Annotated in this window: 14 protein-coding genes and 1 pseudogene; 6 read left to right on the top strand and 9 right to left on the bottom strand. The window is 49.7% G+C overall.

Translation table 11 applies throughout. From position 1 onward, the window contains the following. Position 1 precedes the first annotated feature (1 nt). From mutL to GX135_02945, 3 genes are read left to right on the top strand one after another with little or no spacing between them, the layout of a single operon-like run. Complete coding sequence (gene mutL, locus GX135_02955) at positions 2 to 1921, top strand: DNA mismatch repair endonuclease MutL (GenBank protein ID NLN85050.1); 1920 nt, start codon at positions 2 to 4, stop codon at positions 1919 to 1921. Continuing rightward, the gene (gene miaA / locus GX135_02950; GenBank protein NLN85049.1) at positions 1918 to 2847 is read left to right on the top strand and encodes a tRNA (adenosine(37)-N6)-dimethylallyltransferase MiaA; all 930 of its coding nucleotides are present in this window, start codon (positions 1918 to 1920) and stop codon (positions 2845 to 2847) included. The genes mutL and miaA overlap by 4 nt, the downstream gene beginning before the upstream one ends. Before the next feature lie 3 nt (positions 2848 to 2850). After that, positions 2851 to 3690 carry a parvulin peptidyl-prolyl isomerase gene (locus tag GX135_02945; GenBank protein NLN85048.1) on the top strand — a complete coding sequence of 280 codons (840 nt, stop codon included), beginning with the start codon at positions 2851 to 2853 and terminating at the stop codon, positions 3688 to 3690. 3 nt (positions 3691 to 3693) lie between these two features. On the opposite strand, the gene GX135_02940 is transcribed toward GX135_02945, so the two are convergent. Genes GX135_02940 through guaB form a run of 4 tightly spaced genes read right to left on the bottom strand, consistent with a single transcriptional unit; the run spans position 3694 to position 7788 of the window. Next, positions 3694 to 4437 carry an ATP-binding cassette domain-containing protein gene (locus tag GX135_02940; GenBank protein ID NLN85047.1) on the bottom strand — a complete coding sequence of 248 codons (744 nt, stop codon included), beginning with the start codon at positions 4435 to 4437 and terminating at the stop codon, positions 3694 to 3696. Then, complete coding sequence (locus GX135_02935) at positions 4434 to 5408, bottom strand: ABC transporter substrate-binding protein (GenBank protein NLN85046.1); 975 nt, start codon at positions 5406 to 5408, stop codon at positions 4434 to 4436. Before GX135_02935 ends, GX135_02940 begins: the two co-directional genes overlap by 4 nt. 30 nt (positions 5409 to 5438) lie before the next feature. Then, a complete protein-coding gene (locus tag GX135_02930) occupies positions 5439 to 6374 on the bottom strand; it encodes a tyrosine recombinase (protein ID NLN85045.1) in 936 nt (311 codons plus the stop codon). Continuing rightward, positions 6328 to 7788 carry an IMP dehydrogenase gene (gene guaB, locus GX135_02925; GenBank protein ID NLN85044.1) on the bottom strand — a complete coding sequence of 487 codons (1461 nt, stop codon included), beginning with the start codon at positions 7786 to 7788 and terminating at the stop codon, positions 6328 to 6330. The genes GX135_02930 and guaB overlap by 47 nt, the downstream gene beginning before the upstream one ends. A gap of 360 nt (positions 7789 to 8148) precedes the next feature. Here guaB and GX135_02920 point away from each other — a divergent pair, with 360 nt between their 5' ends. Then, positions 8149 to 8298, top strand: a complete 150-nt coding sequence (locus tag GX135_02920; protein NLN85043.1) for a hypothetical protein — start codon at positions 8149 to 8151, stop codon at positions 8296 to 8298. A 64-nt stretch (positions 8299 to 8362) separates the two neighbouring features. Then, a complete protein-coding gene (locus GX135_02915; protein ID NLN85042.1) occupies positions 8363 to 12262 on the top strand; it encodes a T9SS type A sorting domain-containing protein in 3900 nt (1299 codons plus the stop codon). An 87-nt stretch (positions 12263 to 12349) separates the two neighbouring features. On the opposite strand, the pseudogene GX135_02910 reads toward GX135_02915, so the two are convergent. The 4 genes and pseudogenes from GX135_02910 to GX135_02895 all read right to left on the bottom strand — a co-directional run bounded on the left by GX135_02910 (position 12350) and on the right by GX135_02895 (position 19603). Further along, positions 12350 to 13431, bottom strand: a pseudogene (locus GX135_02910) (Ldh family oxidoreductase). Between the two features lie 21 nt (positions 13432 to 13452). Then, a complete protein-coding gene (locus GX135_02905) occupies positions 13453 to 14634 on the bottom strand; it encodes a type III PLP-dependent enzyme (GenBank protein NLN85041.1) in 1182 nt (393 codons plus the stop codon). A gap of 29 nt (positions 14635 to 14663) precedes the next feature. Continuing rightward, complete coding sequence (locus GX135_02900; protein NLN85040.1) at positions 14664 to 16385, bottom strand: hypothetical protein; 1722 nt, start codon at positions 16383 to 16385, stop codon at positions 14664 to 14666. Continuing rightward, positions 16382 to 19603, bottom strand: a complete 3222-nt coding sequence (locus GX135_02895; protein NLN85039.1) for a hypothetical protein — start codon at positions 19601 to 19603, stop codon at positions 16382 to 16384. The genes GX135_02900 and GX135_02895 overlap by 4 nt, the downstream gene beginning before the upstream one ends. A gap of 554 nt (positions 19604 to 20157) precedes the next feature. Between GX135_02895 and GX135_02890 the strand changes: the two genes are divergently transcribed. Then, positions 20158 to 21450: an MATE family efflux transporter gene (locus tag GX135_02890; protein NLN85038.1), complete on the top strand. Its 1293-nt coding sequence runs from the start codon at positions 20158 to 20160 to the stop codon at positions 21448 to 21450. Between the two features lie 78 nt (positions 21451 to 21528). Here the strand turns inward: GX135_02890 and GX135_02885 are convergent. After that, the coding region (locus tag GX135_02885; GenBank protein NLN85037.1) for a hypothetical protein at positions 21529 to 24586 on the bottom strand (3058 nt) is incomplete at its 5' end.

The raw sequence follows: 24586 nt of genomic DNA, 5'->3' as shown, positions 1-24586 counted from the left end.
AATGAGCGCAATCAAGATTCTTTCCGACGACGTTCGCAATAAAATCGCCGCGGGTGAGGTGATTGAAAGACCGGCTTCGGTGGTGAAAGAACTGGTGGAAAACGCCATCGACGCCGACGCCACGCTGATTACGGTGGCGGTTGAAAACGGGGGACGGGATTTAATCCAGGTGAGCGATAACGGCCGTGGAATGAGCCCGGATGACGCGCTTTTGGCGCTGGAACGCCACGCCACCAGTAAAATCAGGACGGTGACGGACATCACAAACATCGGCACTCTGGGCTTTCGGGGAGAGGCTTTGCCCAGTATCGCCAGCGTGAGCAACATGACCCTCATCACGCGTGACGCCGACAGCGAACTCGCCACCCAGGTGGATGTGAATTTTGGCAGTATCCGCAAGGTGGGGCAGAGCTCGTCGAACCGGGGAACGAACATCACGGTGAGGGCGCTGTTTAAGGATATTCCAGCGCGGCGAAAGTTTTTACGAACCGCTCGCACGGAATTGGGACACATCTATAAGTATCTGCATTATCAGGCAGTTCTGCATCCTGGAATCGGTTTCAAGCTGATTGTGGATGGCGAGCAAAAGCTTTCCTTCATCGCCGCGGAAAACAGGGAACAGCGCATGGGTGAAGTCTTTGGCTCCGGGTTTTTTCATGACGACCTCATCCGCGTGGAAAGTGAATATGAGGGCTATAGTCTTGAAGGATATATTTTTGGTTTGGAGGAAAGGGCGGAATCGCTGGATGAGGCGCGCTATTGCTTTATCAACGGACGTTTCATCACGGATAAAACGGTTCGCCACGCCATCAAAAGCGCCTATGAACCCTTCATTTTGAAGACCCGCGTTTGGCAAAAGGGGACCACGCCGCCTTACGTTCTTTTTCTGGAAGTTCCACCCCAACAGATTGATGTGAACGTCCATCCCGCCAAACAGGAAGTGAGATTCAGGGAACAGCAGAAGGTTCACGCGCTGGTTCTACAAAGCATCACGGACGCGCTGAATAACTATGAACACGCCAAATTCGCCTCGGCGCGGGAAAAATTTGACCAGGCAAAACGGGTTGAGGAAGCCAGCTTTGTGGAGCGGACGGTGTATGGAAACCGGCTCAATATCCCGCGTTTTTCGGAGTATAAAAAGGAATTTGGCAATCTCTATCAGGATGAGGTGTTTTCAGGCTCGCAAGGTGGGTCAGATGAAGCCAAAACGGCAGATGAGGGCGGTTCTTTACCGGATTTTCTGGGAACGCGAACCGATGAGGACGCGGCTCAGCAGATGGAAATTGAGGGTTTGCCGAGTGAATCGTTCCAATATCGGCTGCTTTTGCAAAGCGAGGAAGATTATATCAATCCCTGGCAGCTTCACAACACCTATATCTTTGTGCAGGTGGAAGATGGGCTTGTTATCATCGACCAACACGCCGCCCATGAACGCGTGGTTTATGAAAAAATCTTGCAGCGTATCCACGGCGCCCCACCCGTGAGACAAAAGCTGATTATCCCGCTGGTAATCGATATTCCGCCCATCATCGCCAGAGAGGTTCGCCATTTGGTTCAGCAAAATCTGGAATATCTGGAAAAAGCGGGCTTTGTTCTCAAACAATTCAGTGGGGCTTCGCTGGTGGTGGAGGAAATACCCGCCGAGCTGGACGATTGGCAGGGCGGAAAGGTTTTCATCGATATTTTGAAACAGCTTGAACAGGAAATCCAAATCAACACCGATTTTCGGGATTCCCTGGCAAAATCCATCGCCTGTAAAGCCTCCATCAAAGCGGGACGGAAGCTCACGCGGCGGGAAATGTTGAATCTCATCAACCAGCTTTTCGCCTGTCAAACACCGTGGTTTTGTCCGCATGGACGGCCTTTAATAGTCAAAATGACGCTGGCGGAATTTGAGAAGATGTTCAAACGGCAGCTATGATTCCACTGGTGACCATCGAAGGGCCAACGGCGTCGGGGAAATCCAGGTTGGCGCTGGAATTGGCAAGTGTTTTGGAAACCGAAATCATTTCGGCGGATTCGAGACAGGTTTACCGCGGGATGGATATCGGCACCGCCAAGGCTTCCAGCGAAGAACAGAAGCGGGTTCCGCATCATTTAATCGACATTGTTGAACCCTCCGAAAGCTATAATGTGGGCAGATTTTGCGTTGACGCCGCGAGGGAGATTGAAGCGCTGTGGAGCCGGGGGAAGATTCCGTTAATTTGCGGGGGGACAGGGCTTTATGTGAATGCCTTGTTCACGGGGCTGTTTGAGGAAATTGAGGTTCCGCCGGAGCTGAGGGAAGGTTTGAGTCAACGTTTACAGAGCGAGGGTTTGGAAGTTTTGTATGATGAACTCACAAGGACTGACCCCGGTTTTGCCGCCAAAGTGAGCGTGAATGACAGGCAGCGGGTTTTGAGGGGTTTGGAGGTGTTTTTGGCGTCTGGAATCAGCATCAGTGAACACTGGCAAAAACAAAGCAGAAAAGAGGCTTACACGGCTTTTCGTATCCTCATCAATCCGCCACGGGAGACCCTGTATGAACGCATCAACGCCAGGGTTTTACAAATGTTGGAAAATGGGCTCCTGGAAGAGATTAAGACGCTGTTCGCGCGCGGTTTTGGACCTGAATCACCCGGTTTGAACAGCGTTGGCTACAAGGAATATTTTCCCCACCTCCTGGGAAGCGCGCCCTTGCAGGATTGTGTGGAACTGGCTGCGCAACATACACGTAACTACGCCAAACGTCAGTGTACCTGGTATCGCAAATATTGGTTCGATTTGACATTAGCCTCGCCTGAATGTATTATATCAGAAATCGCCTCCCAAATCGAGGCGTGGCAAAAAACAATTCAAACGAGGTAAACCATGCAACAGGTAGCCAAAGTATTTGACTTATATATCAACGAGGATGAGGTCCTCTTGGAAAGCGAAAACTGGCCGCAACAGGAAGAGTTTCAACCGCTTGCGCATGCTTTCAGCCAGGTTTTGGACCGCTATTTACTCTTTTATAAAGCCCGGGAAGCGGGTGTGAACATCACTGAGGAAGAATTTGATGAGGAATTGATGTTGACCCTGGAGGACATGGATGAGGCGCCCCAAAGCGAGCAACAGACGCGGGTTATGGAAAACCGTGTCCGCCAGCGGGTTATGATTCGCAAATATGTTCATCAGATTACGGAATTGGCGGTGGATGTGACGGACGAGGAGCTTTTGGCGCTCTATCAAGACCAGGAGGAATCCTTCTATTCACCGGAATCCGTGAGGGCTTCACATATTCTTTTCCGTGCGGATAAACCGGAGGCGGAAGCCAAAGCGAGGGAAATCAGGGCTAAAATCCATAACGCGGAAGATTTTAACAATATCTGTCCCAACCTTTCGGACTGTCCCAGCGGAGCGCGGAAGGGAGACCTGAACTGGTTTTTCCGCGGGCGGGTGATTAAGGAAATCGAGGATGTGGCTTTCGCTTTGGAGCCGGGTCAGGTGAGCGAGGCTTTTAGAAGCCCCCACGGCTGGCATATCATGTTGGTCACAGACAAAAAAGGGCGGGAAAAGCTTTCTTTTGAAGAGATTAAGGACAGCCTGAAAACTCAGCTCATCCAGCTTAAAAAGGAATTTATCCTCATCCGCCACGTGAAAGACCTGCGTCAGGAACTGAGCTCTGGTATTCAGATTCTGGACAGCAGGTTCAGCCTCTCCCAAGAATAAGATTCATTCAACAGCCAAGGCGAGGACCTCGCGTTTGAGGTCCTCCTCCTGAGCTTGAGTGAAAGGCTTGCGCCCTTTCAGGTTAAAACTTCCCTCAAATCTCCCCGGACGTCCACGCATTACGCGTATTTCATCTCCCAAACATATTGCCTCACTGATGTCGTGGGTCACCAAGATGATGCTTAACTTTAACTCGCTGGCGATATCTTTAAGCCAGTTTTGAAGTTGGAGCCTGGTGATGGCGTCCAGGTTGGCGAAAGGTTCATCCAAAAGCAGGAGTTGGGTTTCCATCATACAGGTGCGCAGGAAGGCAGCCCGTTGACGCAAGCCGCCTGAAAGCTGGTAGGGGAGATGGTTGATGTGTTTTTCCAAACCGAAGACGGGGAGGAGGCTGTAAACGCGGTCTTTGGCGCGTTTGAGGTCGCTCTTTCGGATTTTGGCCGGAATGAGGGCGTTTCCAAGCACATCCAACCAGGGTAAAAGCAGGTCATCCTGGGGCATATAACCCAAGAGGCCGCTCTTGCCGGTGATGTCTTCGCCGCGGAAAAAGATGTTGCCTTTATCGGGGTTGGAGATGCCAGCCAGGAGTTCCAGGAAAGTACTTTTTCCACAGCCGCTGCTTCCCACCACGCAGATGAATTCGCGCTCCGCCATTTCGAAATCCACCCCTTCCAGGATGAGTTGGGGCTGTTTGTTCAGCAAAAAGGTTTTGGCAAGACCGCGGGCGCTGAGGATGGTTTGGTTCAAGGCAAATACTCGTTTGTGAAGGCTTCCAGGGGGTTCACGGCGAGGCGGATGATACGTTTTTCATACATCCAATCCGCGAAGCGTTTCCAAATCTGGGGGTCCTGTTGTCCCCAACGCTGGGCGTCGGCTTGGAACTCTTTACCCAGAAAATCCAGGCTGGCATGGACAAGCTCTTTATCCAGTTCTGGAACGGCTTTCAGCATCAAATCCGCCGCTTTTTTGGGCTCTTTGATACAGAGCTCGTAACCGCGGGTTGTGGCGACCAGAAAGTCTTTCATCAGTTGTGGTTCGGAGTTTGCCAAAAAGTCGCTGGTGATTAACACCGGGGTGTAAAAATCGAAGATGGGGTCGATGTCCTTGGCGGGGATGAAATTGATTTCTACGTCGGTGAGCTGGGCGCGGATTCCGTCCCAACCAAAGAAAATCCACTCCACATCGGCATCTCGGCCAATGGTGGAAAAGAAATCGTAAACCCCGGAAACCACCGTCAGGCTGTCCATATTCGCGCCCGCGCCACGCATCACCTGGCTGAGGACTTCGAGCTCGGAAGGCCAGCTTGAGCTGCCGTAGCGTTTACCAATGAAATCCTTGGGGGACGTGATGTTAGAGCTTTTCAGCGAGGCAAATCCGGAGCTGTTATGTTGGATGACGGCGGCGATGGATTTGATGGGCAGGCTTTCCGAGCGGGCGATGGTGACACTTTCCTGGTAGCTGAAGCCAAATTCAGCCTGACCGGACGCCACAATCTTTTCCGCGGTATTTTCTCCGGGTTGGATGATTTGCACATCAAGCCCCAGTTCTTTGTACCAGCCCATTTCTTTGGCGGCGTAAACGCCAGCGTGGTTTGTGTTTGGCGTCCAATCAAGCACCACGCGGACTTTTCTCAATTTCGGTTCGGAGCGATTGGTTTTGCAAGCTCCAAAAAAGAAGAGGAAGGGTAATAATAGGAAAGTAAGTGTCCTAATTTTCATTTTATTTCTCCATGTTAATTAAAGCAATATCTAAGCTCTGGGATGATACATCCTATGTGTTTCAATCAGATGGCTGATGTCAACGTGGGTATAAATCTGAGTGGTGTTCAGGCTGGAATGACCCAACAGAACCTGTACGATTCGGAGGTTGACTCCGCCTTCCAGGAGGTGGGTGGCGAAGCTGTGACGGAAAGTGTGGGGTGTGATTTTTTGTTTTAAACCCGCTTCCAATGCCGCCTGACGCAGGATTTTCCAAAAACCCATGCGGGTCAGTTGGTCGCCGCGGTTGTTCAAAAAGAGGACGTCGGTACGTTTGAACCCCATCAGCGCGGGTCGGGATTGGGAGATGTAATCTTTGAGGAGCTTTTCCAGGCTGTCGCCAAAGGGTACGAAGCGTTGTTTGGAGCCTTTTCCCCTCACCAGGAGGCTTTGGTCGGCGAAATTGACATCATAAAGGGTGAGCCCCAACAGTTCGGATACCCTCAGTCCGCATCCATACAGCGTTTCCAGCATGGTTTTGTTTCGTCTTTCGAGGCTGGTTTCCAGGGGGAGTCCATCCAAAAAGCTTAGCATGGTGTCCACGTCCAGAACGTCCGGCAGGTGTTGGGAAGGCTCGATTTTAATCACTTTTTCAAAGTCCACGTTTATGGGTCCAGAGTACTCGCCCATCCAGGTGAAAAACTGTTTCAACGCCACTCTTTTGCGAGCCACAGAGTTATTGGTGAGTCCGGTTTCGCTGATTTCAATCAGATATTTGTTGATGTGTTCCGCATTATATTTCACGGGGTCCAGGCTTTCCCAAAACAGGAAATCGCGGACATCCCGGCGATAGCTTTCCACGCTGTTTTCCGCCAAGCCTTTTTCCACTTTCAGATGGAACATAAAACCGTTTAACAGGCTGGTGAGCTTGGGGGTAAGGTCAGTCAGTGGCTTGGTAGTTGGGCGATTCTTTGGTGATGTTGACATCGTGGGGGTGAGATTCCCTCAACCCGGCTCCGCTGATTTCGATGAATTCGGCTTTTGAGCGCAGTTCCGCCAGGTCTTTGGCGCCGCAATAGCCCATTCCGCTTCTGAGGCCGCCGGTGAGTTGGAACAGGAAATCGGTGAGCGGACCCTTGTAGGGAACCATGCCCTCAATACCTTCCGCCACCAGCTTTTTTTCCTCGGCGTTTTCCTGGAAATAGCGGTCGCTACTACCCTGACGCATGGCGCCGATGGAGCCCATTCCGCGGTAGCTTTTGAAGCGGCGACCGTTGTAAATGATGAATTCACCGGGGCTTTCGTCCGTTCCAGCCAAAAGGGAACCAATCATCGCGGCAGCCGCTCCTCCCGCCAGGGCTTTCACGATGTCTCCGGAATATTTGATTCCGCCATCCGCGATGAGGGGAATACCCGCTTTGGAGGCCTGTTCGGCGCAGTCCATCACGGCGGAAAGCTGGGGAACTCCGATTCCCGCAATCACGCGGGTGGTACAGATGGAACCGGGGCCAATACCCACTTTCACCGCATCAGCGCCGTTATCGATGAGGAATTTTACGGCCTCGGCGGTGGCGACGTTTCCAGCCATCACATCCACGTTACAGCAGGCTTTGAGCTTGTTCAGGGCTTCGCCAATTTTGGCCTGGTGGCCGTGGGCGGTGTCGATTACAATCAGGTTAACATCCTGGCGCACAAGCTCCTGAGCGCGTTCCAGCCAGTCGCCGGACACCCCCACAGCGGCTCCAACGAGAAGACGGTTTTGGCTGTCCTGGACGGCGTCTGGATAGCTGATTCGTTTCATCATGTCCCGCACGGTGAGCATACCCACCAAACCGAAATCCTCGGTTACAATCAGCAGTTTTTCGATGCGGTGTTTTTGAAGCAGAGCGACGCGCTCTTCCTCGCTGGCATCCTGAGAAGCCGTGATGAGCCGCTCTTTGGGGGTCATCAGGTCTTTCACCAATCGCGTGTCATCCGTCTCAAAACGGATATCCCGGCTGGTGAGAATACCCACCAAGCGACCGTTTTCCATCACGGGGAAACCGCCTACGCGGTGTTTTTCGCGCAATTGATGAACCTTTGCCAAGCTGTCTGTGGGAGCCAAAGTGTAGGGATTTGTGATGAGGCCGCTTTCGGCGCGTTTCACACGGCGAACTTCCTCGGCTTGTCTTTTGATGGACATATTTTTGTGGATTATGCCCAAACCGCCTTCACGAGCCATCGCAATCGCCATCTGAGCTTCCGTCACGGTGTCCATGGCGGAGCTTAAAATGGGGATTTTCAGCCCCAAATTCGCGGTTATCTTTGTTTCCAAAGACACCTGGGACGGCAACACTTTGGAATGTTGAGGCAAAAGCAACACATCATCAAAAGTGTAGGTTTTACGGATTGTTTTCTTCATCCTGAACTTCCTTTAAAATCCAGAAAAAGCTTTGCGATATGGATGTCAAGAAATTTTGTGTATGCACAGGGCGGGACGAAGGAAATTATGAGGTAATAGAATTCATTAAGATGTTTGTTATTCAATACCAAACTGCCTTTTAAGAGCCTGGGAGGTAGGAGGAATCAGCCGGCGTTAATCAGATAAATTTGCCCCTTTCTTGGCTGCCGCCCTTAGTATTCCTTATGTTTGAAAAGCAAACTTATGGTAGATATAGACTTCGAGCCTTGAGGGTGAGTTTACAGCAGACTCGTTCTAATATATGATGGAAGCTTGATAGTTTCATTAGCTTGGCGCTGAGATGAAAAGATGGAGGTTTCCGTGAAAAAGGTGATGAATTCTGGTGACGATAAATGTATCCCGGATATGAAGCATAAGTCTAAAACCAGCGGCTTGTTAGCGCTTGTAACGGTGTTTGAAAAATCAGGTTTCCGGTTTGTGAAAAAGATGTGGAAAGAAAAAAGTGCTTGACCAAAATGAGTAGCCCGGGCTTTTATGAATGTAATTTGAAAACCGCTTTGACGGGGATGAAAACATGAAAAAGTTAGTTTTGATATTTACGCTTCTGGTGTTGGCAGTTTGGGCAGTTGCGATACCGGTGGAAACCGGGTCTCTGCGCAATTTCCTGATGGGCTCGGAGCCCGCCTGCGCATATGACAATTGGATTTCACACATCGCGGAGGGGATAGCCATCCCGAATTATAATCTCTACGCGCCCTACGACAGGCAGACCAACGGTTTTGGCGATTTTCGCCTGCCCACAACGAGCGACTTGCTTTGGTGGGGGAATATGGCTGATTTATTTATGGCTGAGGATTTTGATGGAGCCCAGGCCGTCATCGACGACCATGAAGCGCCTTACGAGATTGTTCAATTCAATTGCACCGACCTGAACCGCACTTTCTACATCCTGCGTGAGATTCCGGATATGTCCTTTCACGACGACAACGGCACACCGCTTGACCCCTACGACGATGAGTTTGGCGCCTTCACCTATGGCTGGGGAGTTTTCATCTACAATCCCAACGCCAGCAGACCCATCATTGTGACCGTTCCGCATCCCTGTGACGACTTTCCCACCCCCGCCATGGGCTATGAAGCTCTGAAAACCTGGGACGCCAGTTGGCTGATGATTAACGGCGCTTGCAGGGAAGTCCGCTGGACAAATGTGGGGACATACACAAACGCCAAATCGCTTTCCGACGCTTTACGCAATCCCGCCCATCCCTTCAACACCATCTACAAGAAATCCGCCGATACCATCAGGGACAAATTTGGCCAGCTCGAATTTTCCGCTCAGATTCACTCCTATGACTGGAACCGGCATCAAGGCTATGCGAATTGTCAGATTTCGGCGGGAAATCCGCGTCCCTGTCCCACTCTGCCCATCCGGGATCTTTCCCCACTGAAGCGCGATTTAATCAATATGGGACAGCATCTCATGATTCCCGCCAATACCATCGGCTATCATGAAGATGTGTATCTGAACGATTTTTACAGCGTCAACTACCAGCTTTACGATTTCATTTTCGACGATGGCGAACACAGCTATTCAGTGAACAACGAGATTGACCTGCCCGCCTACGTTCAAAACCTGCACATGATTTACACCCAGGCGGGAACGAATCAGTATGATGTTTACGACCCATTTTTCCATCTGGAAATGGACGAATTGCCGAATTGTTATGAGGAAACAGAGCATAACTACCACTGGTTCTACGGTTATGACGCCGCCAGCAGAACCTGGGACATGGAAAATCTTTTCACCCGCTTCATCGAGTATTATGGACGCTGGATTGAGGATTTGGAGCCCATCCTGGCGGATATGTTTGCCATGAACGATGGCTACACGCCTCCAGTTCCGCAAAATTTGCAGGTGCACAATCAATCCCTCACCACCGTGACCCTTTCCTGGGAAAAAAGCCACGGTTATGATTTTGACAGCTATGAAATCCTGTATGCCACCGAAGCCATTGGTGAAAACAACTATCAGATTTGGGACAGGGAAAACACAGCTCTGCTAGCCTCACCGGATTGCGAGATGGTGACCGTCACAGGTCTTTCAAATTCCAGCCCCTACCATTTTTCCATCCGGGCTCGCGACAAGAACGACAATATTTCCGGGTTATCAAACGAGGTAAACACCGTTTTGGCGCCTGCCAACGTGACCAATTTTTGGGCTTGGGGCTTGGATGGTGAGGTGCGCCTGTATTGGAACGTGAACGGCCAGATGCAAAACCAGGGCTTCAAAATTTATCGCCGGGATGGAGCGGGAAACTATAACCTGCGGGATTCCTGGCAAAACAATCCCAGCCTCTCCAACCCCACCGGGTCGAGCTTTGAATGGTGGGATACAGAGGTGGAATTCGGCGTGGATTACAGCTATATGATTAGCAGCACCAACACCGGCGGCGGTGAGTTTTTCCACAACTATCCAGTCGGGGCGATGCCTCTGCCCATCCACAGCCTGAAAATCCAAAACGTCAGCGAAACATTGAGCGACGAAGCCTTTTTTGGCTGCAATCCCTACGCCACGGATGGACAGGACAACTATTGGGACCAGACAAAATCAAATCCCGGCACTTCCGCCCACGTGTGGATTGCTTTTTGGGAAGCGGGCTGGGGCAATAATGGCACTCAACTGGGCAGGGAAGTTCTGGGGTATTTCGACACCGATTCGCAGATGAAAAGCCTTGTTGTTCGCACCCGCAGCAACCAAACCGGAACCCTGAGAATCACGGCTTCAGACGATTTTAACCGCACCGAAAAGCTTTATCTTCTGGATGGTTCCACTTACCATAACCTGCTGGAATCTCCGTATGAATTCAATAACACCAGTTCCACAGTCAGGCAGATGACCCTGTTTTGGGGGAATCTGCAGCCGCGAACCATCATTGGCTCGAAAGACAACATGGTTTATCAGGGCGGCGACAACGTGAGCTTTCTTTGGAACTATCAATATCCGTTCCTGATTGAGCATTGCGAAATCCGTGTGGTTTGTGCCACCGACAGCATCGTTCTTTCGAACAACATTCCCTCCACCCAAAGCAGCTACACCTGGAATCTGCCCTACGCCATCGAAGAGATGCAGGATTGCCGTTTTGTGGTTGAAATCACCTCGGTGGACGGGGTTGTGAGCCGTTATGTATCAAATTACCGCTTTTCCATTTTACCCAAGATGATTTTAGCATACAACGAGCCTGGATTGAAAATGCGATCGAACCCCTGGCCGAATAGAATACTGAGTTTCGATGAGATTTTCGGTCCTTCTCTCGGCTGGGAAATGGGTCCCTCGGGAGATTGGGTTCCCTCCGACGGGTTTGAATTTAATACCGCAAATTGGGTTCAAAGCGACGATGTGAGCTTTTTCAGCAGCATCGACGCGATTCAGAAAACCACCTGGTTTCATGACCTGCATCCCGGTTGGAATTTCATCCCCAACCCGCATCTTTGCAGCTACCGCTTGGAGGACCTGAGTTTTGCCCTGGGCGGTCAGCACTATCTTTTCAGCGAAGTTTTGGCGCATGATTTGGTTTCTCCGGGGGTTTTTGTGTTCCGTGATGGGGATTATGAGCTTGTCCAACAGATTGAGCCTTGGGAAGGTTTTTTACTGCATTATAACGGCACGATGGAACTGATGCCTCAGATTCGTTTTTATCCATTTTTCAGCGGACCAGCGATGCTCTTGCCACCCGCGGATTACACTCTTAAAATGAGTCTCGATAATGCGATTCCGGGAAGCCTGGAACTTGGTTTACACCGTTTTGCCACAGAGGGGCTGGACCCCAGATTGGATTATCCCCGCGCGCCAAATCCACCTGTAGCGGGACATTCAGCCGTTTGGCTCCATTTTGCTGACGCGGAAAATGGCTTGGTGACCCAGGAGCTTTTCAGCGAATATCGCGTTCCTTTCACCGAAGCAGACCAGGAAATGTTTTTCAACATCAAGCTGCAGGCCGCCACAACCGAGCCACATCATTTCCATTTTGAAAGCACTGGGGGCGAGGATGATTGGCAGTTTGTGTTGGTAATGAACGATGAACCCCACTATTGGAACGGCACGGAGCCGATTGTCTGGACGCCGCCTGAATCGGGAATACACACTGGCTACATCCTCTTGAGAAATTTCACCGTGGGTGTGGACGACCTCGTGCTGAGCCCCATTTCAGGTTTTTCAGCCTATCCCAATCCCTTCAATCCTGACGTGAGAATCGCCTTCAATCTGGCTGTCGGCGATGATATTGATTTGAACATCTACAACCTGCGCGGCCAGAAGGTCAGAACCCTGCAGAAAGGAAAACTGAGCGGCGGTAACCACGTTTTGCGCTGGGACGGTCGGGACGACAATGGTCGCGGCGTGGGAAGCGGAATCTATTTCGCTCGCATCCAGAGCAAAAAGGAAACGCGCACCATCAAGCTGACCTTGATTAAATAAAAGTTCATACTTAAAAGAAACCGGATGGAATCCAAATCAAAGGCTCCATCCGGTTTTTGATATATTTCCGGTCTTGTTTTTTAGAGGCTAATCCAATTTCAAGCCCAGTTCATCGCTCATGATATCGATATCTTTGCGCAGGCGGGGGGTGATGGGCACACCCAGCCGCCTCACTTCCAACTCGTTTTCATATTCCTTTTCGCCTGCCACCCAAATACGTTCGTGTCCCGGCATCTTGCGTGAGTTTTGCAGTTCCCGACAGATGGCGCGCTGGTTTTTTTGAAATCATCCAGCTCGGTGAAAAAGTCGATGTTTATGGCGAGGAAAAAATGTCCCAGGCGATAGGGCGCGGGTTTTCCATCTTTATCCTTGCCCAAAAGCTGGTTCATGAAGCTGCCATTTTGCAAGGCGGCGCAGAGGATTTCCACCATCGTGGAAAGCCCATAGCCCTTGTGACCGCCGCTGAGCTCATCATTTCCACCGATGGGCAGAAGTGACGCCGTTTGTCGCACCAAATCCACCAACAGGCGTTCGGTATCAGTGTGTGAATTTCCCTCCAAATCAATTGCCCAGCCGGCGGGCGTTGGTTTTTCTTCACGGGCAAACTGTTCGATTTTTCCCCTCTGGCTGATGGAGGTGGCGGCATCATAAATAAAAGGGAAATCGAGGTTTGTGGGCGCGCCGAAACAAATTGGATTCGTGCCCAAAAGCGGCTGAACACCATGGGTGGGGCAGACCGAGGGACGCGCGTTGGAAAAAATCAGGCCAATCATATCCGCGTCACACGCCATTTTAGCGTAATATCCACAAATGCCAAAATGGGTGGAATCTCGCACCGCCACGGCTCCCAGGCCATATTTCCCCGCTTTTTTGATGGCGTTTTGCATGGCTCGATGGCCCACAACGTGTCCCATGCCGTGATTTCCGCTCCAAACCGCGGTGGCATATTTATCCCGCAAAACTTCAATCTCTGTGAGGGGATTCTGAATCCCAGCCCGGATGCGGTCATAATACATTTTCAGGCGGCCGATGCCGTGTGATTCGATTCCTCTCAGGTCGCTGGTGATGAGGATATCCGCGCAGATTTGGGCATCCTCTTCCGGCACCCCGATACGGGTGAAAACATTCTGCATAAAGCGTTTAAGGGTTTCAAAAGGCAGGCGTTCCATGTTTTTCCTCAATTTTCTGATTTACTTTTTGGGAAGCGTCACCGCGCGCAGGGGTGGGAAGCCATTAAAATTCACCGAGGAATAGCTTCGGGTATAAGCGCCGGTGGTGAAAATATAGATGCGGTCACCAGGTTTGGTGTTTTCCGGCATTTGATATTTGTAGTTTTCATACATGATATCCATGCTGTCGCAGGTGGGACCCGCCAGGATAATCTCGTCGGCAAGACCTTCCCGCTGAAAATAGATGGGAAACTTGATGGATTCATCGATGGTTTCAATCAAACCGCCAAATTTTCCCACATCCAAAAACACCCATTTATAGAGGTTGTTCTTTGCCTTGGTGGCGATATTAACAATTTCCGCAACCATGACCCCGGCATCCGCGACCAGCGAGCGCCCAGGCTCCATCACAATCTGAGGGATATGGTCGCCAAAGTCTTCCTGGATAAAACGATAGATTTCCCTGTTATAATCTTTGATGGACAGGGATGGGTCCACATAGCTGGCGGGATAACCGCCGCCCAAATTAATCATCTGAAGCTCGATTCCTTCTTCCAAAACCGCGTCATAGAGATATTTGGTGCGGGCAATGGCATCGTCCCACTGACCGATGTCGCGCTGTTGCGAACCAACGTGGAAGGAAACCCCCCAGGGGATGAGTCCCAGCTTCGGGGTTTTGAGAATGAGGTTGTAAATCACATCCGGGTGAGCGCCAAACTTTCTGGTAAGCGGCCAGTCGGCACCGGTTCCCTCCGTCAGCAGACGATAATAAACCTTTGACCCCGGGGCGTTTTCAGCGATATTGAGCAGGTCGTTTTTGCTGTCTGTAACATACAATTTCACGCCTTTTTCATAAAAATAGCGGATGTCCCGGGCTTTCTTGATTGTGTTTCCAAAGCTCATTCTTTCCGGCGAAATCCCCAGCCGCAGAAGCTGGTCAAGCTCGAAAACCGAAGCCACATCAAAGTTTGAACCCAGGGAGTCCAACAGCAAAATCACCTCATCCATGGGGTTGGCTTTCATGGCATAATAAACTTGCAAATTTGGAAATCCTCCCACCAATTCCTGATATTTTTCTTTGATGATATCCAAATCCACGATTAGAAGCGGGCTTTCCTGGGTTTCGGCAAAGCGCCGAAAGCGCTCGAAGCGCTCAAGCTTCATATAGCGCTCGATGTTGAAGCTGTATTGTTCCTTGTACATTTTATATCCCTTTTTCCATGGTATAATGTTTAGTATTCAGGGCGGCCATAGCTGCTGCGCCCCAAGTCCTGCCTGAATTTTGGGGAAAATATACTGTTTGGGTTTTCCTTCAGAAATTCCCGCGCCAGGCGTTGGGCGCTTTCACCCTCGCTGAGGGTAAGTTTCAAATAGGCGGCATATTCCGCGCTGAGCGAATCTTCCCACTCCCTGTCCAAGAGCTGCGCTGCCCTCTGGTTTTCAGCCAGCATAATGGCCCATTCAATCGCCAGGCTCAAAATCTCCTCATCCTGGGAATCCTCAAATACTTCCAGCAAGGTTTCCACCGCCGCGGGGTCACTCAACATCATCTGGCGGATGGCTTTGTGGAAGTTTTCCAAGGGTTCGGCTTCCAGCCCCAAACTGAACATCATGAAATAGATGGCGTCATTCACGTAAACCCCACCGGGATACCGGATTACATATTCGTTCATCAGGCTGTCCGCCACCTCGATGTTTCCGCTGAGCAGTTCCACGTTGAAACGCAGGTAATCCCGTGTTTCCAAGTGTCGAACCTCGCTGATTTCATCCAGTTTTTTCAAGGCTTTTTCATACTCCTCATCAATCATCATGAGCCGGATTAGCGCCAGGTCGATGTTTTGAAGGTCATAGGCGGTGGAGCAAAACCGACGCGCTTCGCCATACCAATATGCCGCTTCCTGGGTGTCAAGTTGCAGCGCCAGCAGATTATCCGCCATCAATCGGCGCGCGTTCAGGTTGATGCCCTTGCGTTGGTAGTTCTTCCGGTCCAACATCAGCGAATCCGTCACCACAGCCCGCAGCAGGCTGTCGGTTTCAACATGGTGAGAGTTGCGAAAATGGATCAGCGCTTGGCGAAACCGGTAGTCATTACGGTCCACCACATCCTGGCTGATTTGCTCAAGCCAGGCAAATGACGCCAGCGCCACGTCGTCGTTAAAAGCTTTATACTGCTGGTCTGCGAAGTTCAAAAGCCTGTCCTGAGGCAGGGATTTAAACACTTCCAAAGCTTCCGCCTCCCTTTTTTGGGAAACCAGCGCGTTGGCGTAAAGTTCAAGAATGATGGGGCTTGAGCTTCTCTGCGCAAAATCCCCAATGGCGTCGATACTGCCGGGGTCCTCTGTTAATATGGTTTTACATTGATTGTTCACAAAAAAGAGATTGCCGGGGTTCTTTTGCAAAAACGTGAGATATTCCTGCAGGGCGAGGTCAAAGCGGCGATAGTTCAGCGCCGCGTTCGCCATTTCCAGCCTAAATAGTTCAGGGTTATTTCGCTTTTCGCGCGCCTCCTGATAAAGCTCCAAAACCCGGTCATAAAACCCACGCCGTTCAAAATAAGACGCAATAAGCCGATAGGTATTTTCCGCGTAACCCAATCTTTGCAAATGCGCCTGACTCAGTTGCCAAGCGTCATCTGGCCTGCCCTGCATCACCCGCAAAAGGATTTCCTGTTCGCTGGCTTGGTTCACGGGCAAAATTCGCCTGTGTTTGCTTAAAAGATTGTCCGCCTTATCCGTCTGAGCGGTTTGAAAATAGATGCTCAGAAGCTGAAACACGCTGTTTGAATCGTCTGGAAACTTCTCCAAAATCTCCAAAAACAGCTTTTCCGCCTCGGCATACTGGCGCTGTCCCAGATGTTGATAGGCTTGTTGGCTCAGGATATCGCGTTCGTTGTATTGAGCCAGGATGGGCAGCACCAAAAACAAGAGCGGCAAAAGAATTAAAAGCTTTTTCATTCGTTGAGCAGCTTCAGATATTTCAGGATAACCTGTTGATACGCGGGCGGGAAGGAGCGATATGAATCCTCCAACATCGCTTTGCGGCGCAGGGCTTCATAATTCACATCCGCTGGAGCCTGACGCAGGGAAGGGTCACCGCTTTCAGCCTGGCGGCGTTCGCTGTGTTCGCGCTTGTTGATGGAACGCTGGGCATCCAAAAGGCGCGAAATGATGTTTTCCTGGCGTCGCAAGAGGTCTTGGGAAAGTTGGTTGTTGCGCAGTTGACGAGCCACGGCTTCGGCTTCCTCGATGATTTGCTTGATGGCATTCCCCTGTTTTTGGGCTTCGGGATTGTTTTGCAAAGCCCGCTTCAGGTTTTCCGCCAGACGTTCCTGGTCGGCAGCTAGTTTTTGAACCTGGCGCTGCATCCCGGCGTCCATCCTTCCGCCCTGTTGTTGCAATTGCATCATCAGTTGTTCTGAAAGGATACTCATCGCCATCTGTTCCTCACTCATCTGACTCAGCATCTGCATCAAAGATTGCATTCCAGAGCCGCTTCCAGAGCCCGCGCTGGGGTTGTTCAGGGTCTGCATGAGGTCGTAAACCATCAGGTTCAAGCCCTTTTGGATGACCTCCAGTTGTTGGGGAATCTGGTTATACTGCATTTCGGAAACATTTATGAATATATCACGATAACCCTTGTTTGTGTCCGTGAGGTCCATATAAAACTTGGGAGGCAGAAACATCGTCACCTGCGGAACGCTGAAAAGACGGTTCAAAGAGACTTGCAAGCCTTCATATTGAGCGATGAGGTCGTTCACAATAATGTAGGGGTCACCGCCAAAACGGCCTCGCAGCGTTTCATGCTGTTTGGAAAAGATTAACAGCTCGCGGATGGCTTTTTGCATCGCGGAACTCACTTCCTGCATGCTTCCACCGCCCATGCTGTTTTTCATTTCACCCAGGCGTTTGGTGTATTGTCTCATCTTTTCCAAGGCTTTGGATTGGGACTGGCTGGATTGGGAACGCTGATTTTGCTGGAGCTGTTGCTGGCTTTGCTGCATGTGTTTCTGAAGCTGACCATTTTTCATATCCTGCTTCAGCTCTTTCATCTCCTGTTTCAATTGTTTGTCTTTGCTTGAATCCAAAAGTTTATCCGCTTCATCCAGCGCCTTTTGCAGGTCATCCAGTTTTTTGGCGATATTTTCCTGTTCCCGCGCCAGACTTTGAGCATCCTCTTTCATATTGCCGGTTTTGTCTTGAAGCGAGCTTTGGGCTTTTTCCATTTCCTGGGCAATCTGCAGAGCTTTTTCCAGAGCCTGTTCTTTTTTGATGCTTTCCAAAAGCTGGAGGGTCTGATCAATCTTTTTACTGAAATCATCCATGGAGAACTTCATGTTTTCCATGGCTTTACGCAGCTCTTCGGGATTGAGTTGCATCAAAGCCTGTTCAAATTTACTCATCGCCTCATGCAGTTCTTCCGTGCTGATTTCCTGCATCAGCTCTTGGATACGCTGCATTTTATCCATGGTTTCCTGGGAGATGGCGTCGTTTTTCTGCAGACGGTCAATCAGCTTTTGATAGTCCTCGGCAACGTCTTCAACCTGTTGGCTCAGTTGCTGTTGGGTATCCAGCATCTGCTCCAGTTGTTTTTTATCCTCCCACTTTATCTCATCTTTATTCAAAAGTTCCCGGCGTTTTTGTTCAAAATCCTTTTGCAGGTCACGGGATTCCTGCAGCGCCGATTCCAAATCTCCCGCCCGCAGTTTTTCCTGACGCTCCATTTCCTGATAAATCTCGGCGATGGTGGGATAGCGAGCCTTGTATTTCGCGGATTGCGCGCTCTGGCGGTCTGGGGAATTGTCATGCACCTGAGCCCAATAGGTGACCGCGTCTCCGGGCAAAAGCCCATAAGGTTTCAGGTCAAACACATAATCCAGAGTGAAAAGCTTGGATGTGATGAGCGAACTGAGCAACTTGGATTGGGCGGGTTTGTCGTTTATCTGATAATGCAGGCTCAGGTCGCGCAAACCAAAATCATCACTGGCGGTGATAATCAGCGGCAAGAGCAGGCTTTGGTCCAAAAGCGTGTCTTCTCCGGGGAAGATGATATTCACCTCGGGAACGTTGTCTGGAATCACGTTAATCGTCTTTTCTTCCGGCTTGGATTTTCTGCCCAAAAAGTCCGTGAGCTCCAGCCACCAGGTCTTGGAATTGATAACGGTTAACCTGGTACTGAACCGGTTTTCTCCCGCTTTTTGCATATTTTGGGAACTGCCGTCGGAAAAACGCATCACCGCGCTTTCCACCGGGATATTCGTATCCAGGGAAAGGATTACCTGGGTATGTTTATAAGCCTCGATGTTGCCATAACTGAGGCTGTCTCTGCGTTCTCCCAAGCCGGTATGGCTGGGATATTTATAGAGCAATCCCCAATTCCGCGCGAAAGGCTCATCCAGGCAGACCGCCTTGTAAACCGGGCTTTTCGCCACCTCGTTTTCAACGTAGTATTCGATGGTGTTTTCCAAAGCGGGAAAGTTGTAGGAAAAATCGGTCAAAACCAATTCCCGCCACTGTTTGTCCCAGCGGTAGAACAGCCTGTGTTTCAAGCGTTTATCCGGGTTCAAAACCTTGATGATGAGCTGTTGACCCTTACCCAGGGTCACATTTCCAGGGCTGAGCTCGATGGTGGATTTATATTGGATGGCTTCGGCTTTCATACCCTTGAATTGTTTCATGGCATAGCGAAAATCGTCCCAGGAAAGAGCCCAAACGCTCACAATCCCCACCAAAATGAACAGCAAAATGAACCACTGATTGGGCCCAAAGAGACGTGGCAGCTTGTATTTGGAGCCTTCCAACCGCTTCTGGGCCTGTTGAGCCAAAAGTTCCAGAACCCCTTCGTCTTCCTGTTGCTGATTCAGCTCAAAGAGGTTTTGATAGAGATCGTCTTCATGCGGGGTCTGGTGGTCCAGCCAACGCGCTGTGAGACGATTGTCAAAAAAAGCCCTGAAGGCATGATAGATGAGGAAAACAATGGCGCCGGCGGCAAAAACCCGCAAAAAATAGTTCAGCCAAACCAGCAGGGGAGATTGCGCCGGGCTGTTCAGCCACACCAAATAGTAGGCGTGAAGAGCCACAACGAGGCACACCACCGCCACCATCAAGGCGCGCATGATGACCTGCAGATTCAAGCCCCGCTTAAAGTTATGCAATCTACGAAAAAACTCGTTCATCCTTGTCTTCCTTTCCAAGCCTAAAATTCAAGACACCTCGTTTTTCGTCAACCACAATTTGGCTTTTCCGTCCATAAGCCACTCTGATTCGCCCTTGACCCTGGCTCGGCAGTAACTTTGGTATACTTCATTATCATCCCCTGAAAGAATAGGGATGTTCGAGAGGCATCAGGCAGTTACTCTTGTGTCAGAGTCAAGGGCGGGTCAAGATTTGGGACACCCAAAGAAGCGAAGTCTTTATTTTTAAAAGGAAAACAATCCTGTCATGAAGAGTGGAAATTGAAAAAAAGCGCTTGACCGGATGGCGCAGCCCAAAAAAAGTGGAGTATTACTCATGAAATCCCTTGATTTTCACTATAGGGAGGCTTGACAAAAAGTTTGACAAACAATCGTGTTTCAGCCATGAGACGAGAATAATCCAAGGTTAAAAAGATTTGAATACAATAGATAAAAAAGTAGATAGCCAGGGCACCACGGAAGTTTACGAAAATCCTTTGGGAGTGGAAAAAACCTCCGTGTTATTGCGCGAATTTTCCATTCCAGCCATTGTCGGAATGATGGTGAGCGCGCTCTACAACGTTGTGGACCGCATCTACATCGGAAATGCTCCGGATATCGGCTCCCAGGGTCTGGCGGGCATCACGATTGGCTTTCCCATCATGATTTTACAGCTTGCCATAGCGCTGCTTTTCGGCATCGGCGGCGCCACGCTTTTCGCCATCAAACTGGGTGAGAAAAAGCTGGAGGAGGCAGACGGGATTTTGGGCAACACCTTCGCGCTGCTGCTCATCAGCGGATTTTTGTTCATGCTTTTCGGCATCTCGTTCCATAAACCGCTTCTACGCCTCTTTGGCGCCAGTGAAAATGTGTTGCCCTACGCGATGGACTATATGCGCATCATCTTCTTTGGCTCGATGTTCCACATGACCAGCCTGGGGATGAACCACATGATGCGAGCCAACGGAAAGCCGAATCTGGCAATGATAACCATGTTCGCAGGCGCGGGCACAAACATCATTCTGGACCCCATCTTTATTTTTGGATTCAAAATGGGGATAGCAGGCGCGGCTTGGGCGACCATCATCTCGCAGGCTGTTTCCATGACCTGGGTGGTGGGAAACTTTTTGCGCAAAAAGAACCGGCACAGGATTCAATTCAGGCTGATGAAGCTGCGCTGGAGCAACGTTCGCCGCATCGCGGCTCTGGGAACGCCCAGCTTTGTTTTGCAGAGTACCAACAGCGTTTTGCACGTTATTTTAAATCAAAGCCTTTTTAAGCATGGGGGAGACATTGCCATTTCCGCCATGGGCATTGTGAACAGTGTGCAAACCATCCTGTTGATGCCCATCACGGGTTTGAACCAGGGTTTGCAGACCATCATCAGCTTCAACTTTGGCGCCCGCAAATATGACCGCATAAAACAAGCTGAAAGGCAGGCCATGACAGTCGCCACCATCATTGTGGTGGTAGGCTGGATGCTCACACGCCTATTTCCAACCCAGATTGTGTCAATGTTTAACCGCGAGTCGGAACTGCTGAAACTTGGCAGCTACGCCCTGAAAACCTGGTTTTGGATGCTGCCTGTGGTGGGGTTCCAGATTTTGGGGGCAAACTTCTTCCAAGCCATTGGGCGTCCGCTTTCCGCCATGACGCTCACCCTCACCAGACAGGTGTTGCTGCTCATTCCCGCCATTATCGTGTTTTCAAGGCTTTGGGGTTTGGATGGCCTGCTTTTCGCGGCGCCTTTCGCGGATGGACTGGCAGCCGTCATCACCGGGCTAAGGTTTCGGATTGGGATAAGGTCTTTGGGGCAAGAAGTGAAAGAGAGCAAATTTCTGAAAGCGTGATTGGCACGCGCTTTATCAAGCTTGAACAAAAAAAGCGGGAGACCTTTGCTCCCGCTTTCTTTTAACACTTTTTTGTTTTTACTGAAGATCAGGTAAATCCCTTTCCGCGGTTATTCTGAAAAACCTTTTTTGGGGGGATAAATCAACAAGTGTGGATTTGGACACTTCGGGTGTTGAATCCACAGTGTGAAGCAGCACCGTGCTTTGGGGCGGGAAGTTTGGATCATCGTTTGCCCAAATCTTGAAACGGCTGTAGGGGGTGCCGTAATCCCAAGCCATCAGTGCCTGCAAATCTGAATGTTTTGAAATCTGAATATCGCCGACCGGCGGCAGAGGACTCCAGGTGGTTGTTTGCGGCTCGCTGAGGTTGTTGGTTTCGTCGGTTTCAACTATATCGTTGTGCGTATCCACCCGCGCCCAGGCAGTCCAGGTTCCGGCAATATCCGTGCTCATTTGGGGGAAGCTGACAAATTTTGTTTTTCCCGCTTCCAGGTTGCTTATGAAGCCATGAGAGCTTCCCTGGGTTCCTGCCGCTGGAGCTGAGAGAGAATTTGGATAAAAATCCACTCTGATGTCGCCCACATAGTCTTGAGTTCCAATATTTTTTACGCGGGCGGAGGAAGTTCTAATTCCGCAAACATATTCATCACTTTGCGTAATAATGATACGGTCGACAATGAAGTCAACATCGGAGCCAGTCCAGAAAATGAGACCATGGAGATCATCTTCATAAGCGGCGCCGCTGAAAACACCGTAGTAATTTGTGAAGATGACGCTCCCCTGGTTCAGGCTTTTGCGTACGTTTCTATAGTTTTGATAAGCTGCTGGGCGACGAGGAAACTGGATGCTGTCCCAAGTTAGATTTTGTTCGTTATCAATGGTGATGAGCGTGCCGTTTTGTATCCCGGTACTGAAGCTGCTGTTTGATAATTGAACACAGTTCGAGCCCGATTCAAAATAGAGACCGTCTGTTCCCAAATTTTCAAACTTGGTCTGGGTTGCTTCAAATTTACCACCCGAGTGAACATTGAAATTATAGTAGTGGTTCGAGGCTAAACCAGTGACAGCGGCTGGGGAGCCTTGGACCCCGTTGGATTTGAAAGAACCTCCATCATTAATGTTAATCGTACTGGAATCATTCATTTTGAGTGAAGCTGAGCTTGGCATATCCAGCGTGCCGTCAGCGTTCACATTGATGTCGGCCATGCAATGAAGAATGCCTGCAATAATCAAATAACCTTGATTGATGTCGATATTTCCGTTGCAAAGAACCGAGTAATAGGGATTAGCAATTTCCAAAGATGAGCCTGGCTCAGCCAAATCGATAATCAGATTGTGCAGGTTGTTTGTGGAAGATATATCCAATACTAAATCTCCATCTCCCACTATAATAATAGAGCCGCCGCTGGGATTAAAGTTATCTGCTTGGCATGAAAAACCACCTGCAATTTCAATTGTTCCACCTGAAATGTTTGTTGTCATCAGACTATTGGAGGGAATCCAAAGGTCGTAGTTGGTGTATATCAGCCTGCCTTCCGTAATCTCAACCTCACCGGCTATCCACTTATTGGCGCCATTGCCTGTTGCAGTGATACTTATCTCTCCACCATGCAAATGAATTTCACCGTCCAAAGAAATGTTTGGCGCGGTGATATTTATCTCGCCATCCGTGTGGCACCAGAAAGAGCCCATGATGTTTGGGTTTAGAACCTTGTTGATGGATAAAACACCCAGATCCTTTACTTCCACCACGCCGGCAGTCCAATCGTAATTTTCGCAGTTTATATATACGTATTCGTCTGGAATTAGGCTTTCGACGCGGAAAACGGAGTCTTCTGGTTTGTTCACTTCGAGGGTGTAGAATTCTTCGCTGTTTGTGCAGGTTTGTAATCCGGAACCATTGAACACCACAGCTCCCTCGCCTTCAAGGAAGTTGTCATGACCAGAGTTGTTTATCCAGTTTCCTGCCACATACATGGTGTGAAAGTCACCTGAATATGGGTCTAAAACACTGAACTCACCGCTTTCCAGGATAAAATCCCCCTTAATGGTGAGGTCATTTCGCAAACGATAAGTAGTGCCTATATCTGCCTGGACAATGAGGTCAGGAAGCCAGCTTCCGTCTTGGACACTAAGATCAACCAAACTTACATGCCCTTCGCTGACTAACTTCACCGTTCCCCCTGTGGGTTGAAAATCAGAATCGTAGGAAAAAATATATATATTTTTACAAACTATCGTTCCACCGGACATGACAGCGGTTGAACCAGAATCCAAGTGGAAATAACCATCCGGCAAGGTCAAGGTTCCGGCAGAAATATTCAGATGTTTATAAAAAGGATCGTACACACTTCCGATAGTAATCTTTCCTTCGGGGTGAGACAGCGACCAGTTGCCATAAGAGCCCGAAGTACTCAATTCAACGATGAAGTGGGCGTTTGTATCCATATCAACTCCGCCAGAGTGGACGTATATGCTATGGCATCTTACTTCAACCCCACTGGCAAAACTCAGAGCATAGTCGCCTGTATCAATGCTAACAATAGAGAAGTTTTGATTGTTTTTAATTGTGGTATCTGAGGTTTTCCCGGTGAACCAAACATTATGCGGATAAATATCAGGGTCGCCGGTCAAATTTGTCCAGTCTCCACCCACTTCCAAAACGAAAAATGTGAGTTCTGCTCCACTTAATAGGTTAAAGTCACCTTTCACTACCACTGCGGGACCTGTAAGGTATTGAGTTTCTCTTAAGCCTTCCTCGTTGTTTACTGTCATGTTATTGAAATAATTGCCTGGTCCATTAAGGTTTAATTCTGCTTGACCGGGCAAGCTAAATTCAATCGTGCCGGAGTTACATTTCAGACCGTAATCGGTTGAAGAGCCGGTGTTGGCATCCGTGATATACTTGGTTACGATGGTGCCGCTGGAAGCAATTAAGAGCTTATTTTGGTCTGCGATAAAAATACTGGGCACAGTCATTCCTACGCCACTATAAGTAACAGAGGCGTTACTAGAGGATTTGTTAATATACAGAAAATCGATATAAGTGTTGGTGCTAGAATTATTAAATGAGCTGAAGCTGGGCCCTACAAAAGAAATAGTAGTGGAGACAGCGTTAAAATTTGGGGTTTCAATG

The organism is Candidatus Cloacimonadota bacterium (genome assembly GCA_012522635.1).
Lineage (GTDB): Bacteria > Cloacimonadota > Cloacimonadia > Cloacimonadales > Cloacimonadaceae > Syntrophosphaera.
Note: the sequence above shows the minus strand (reverse complement) of the source record. Positions and strands in the feature narration are given on the sequence as shown.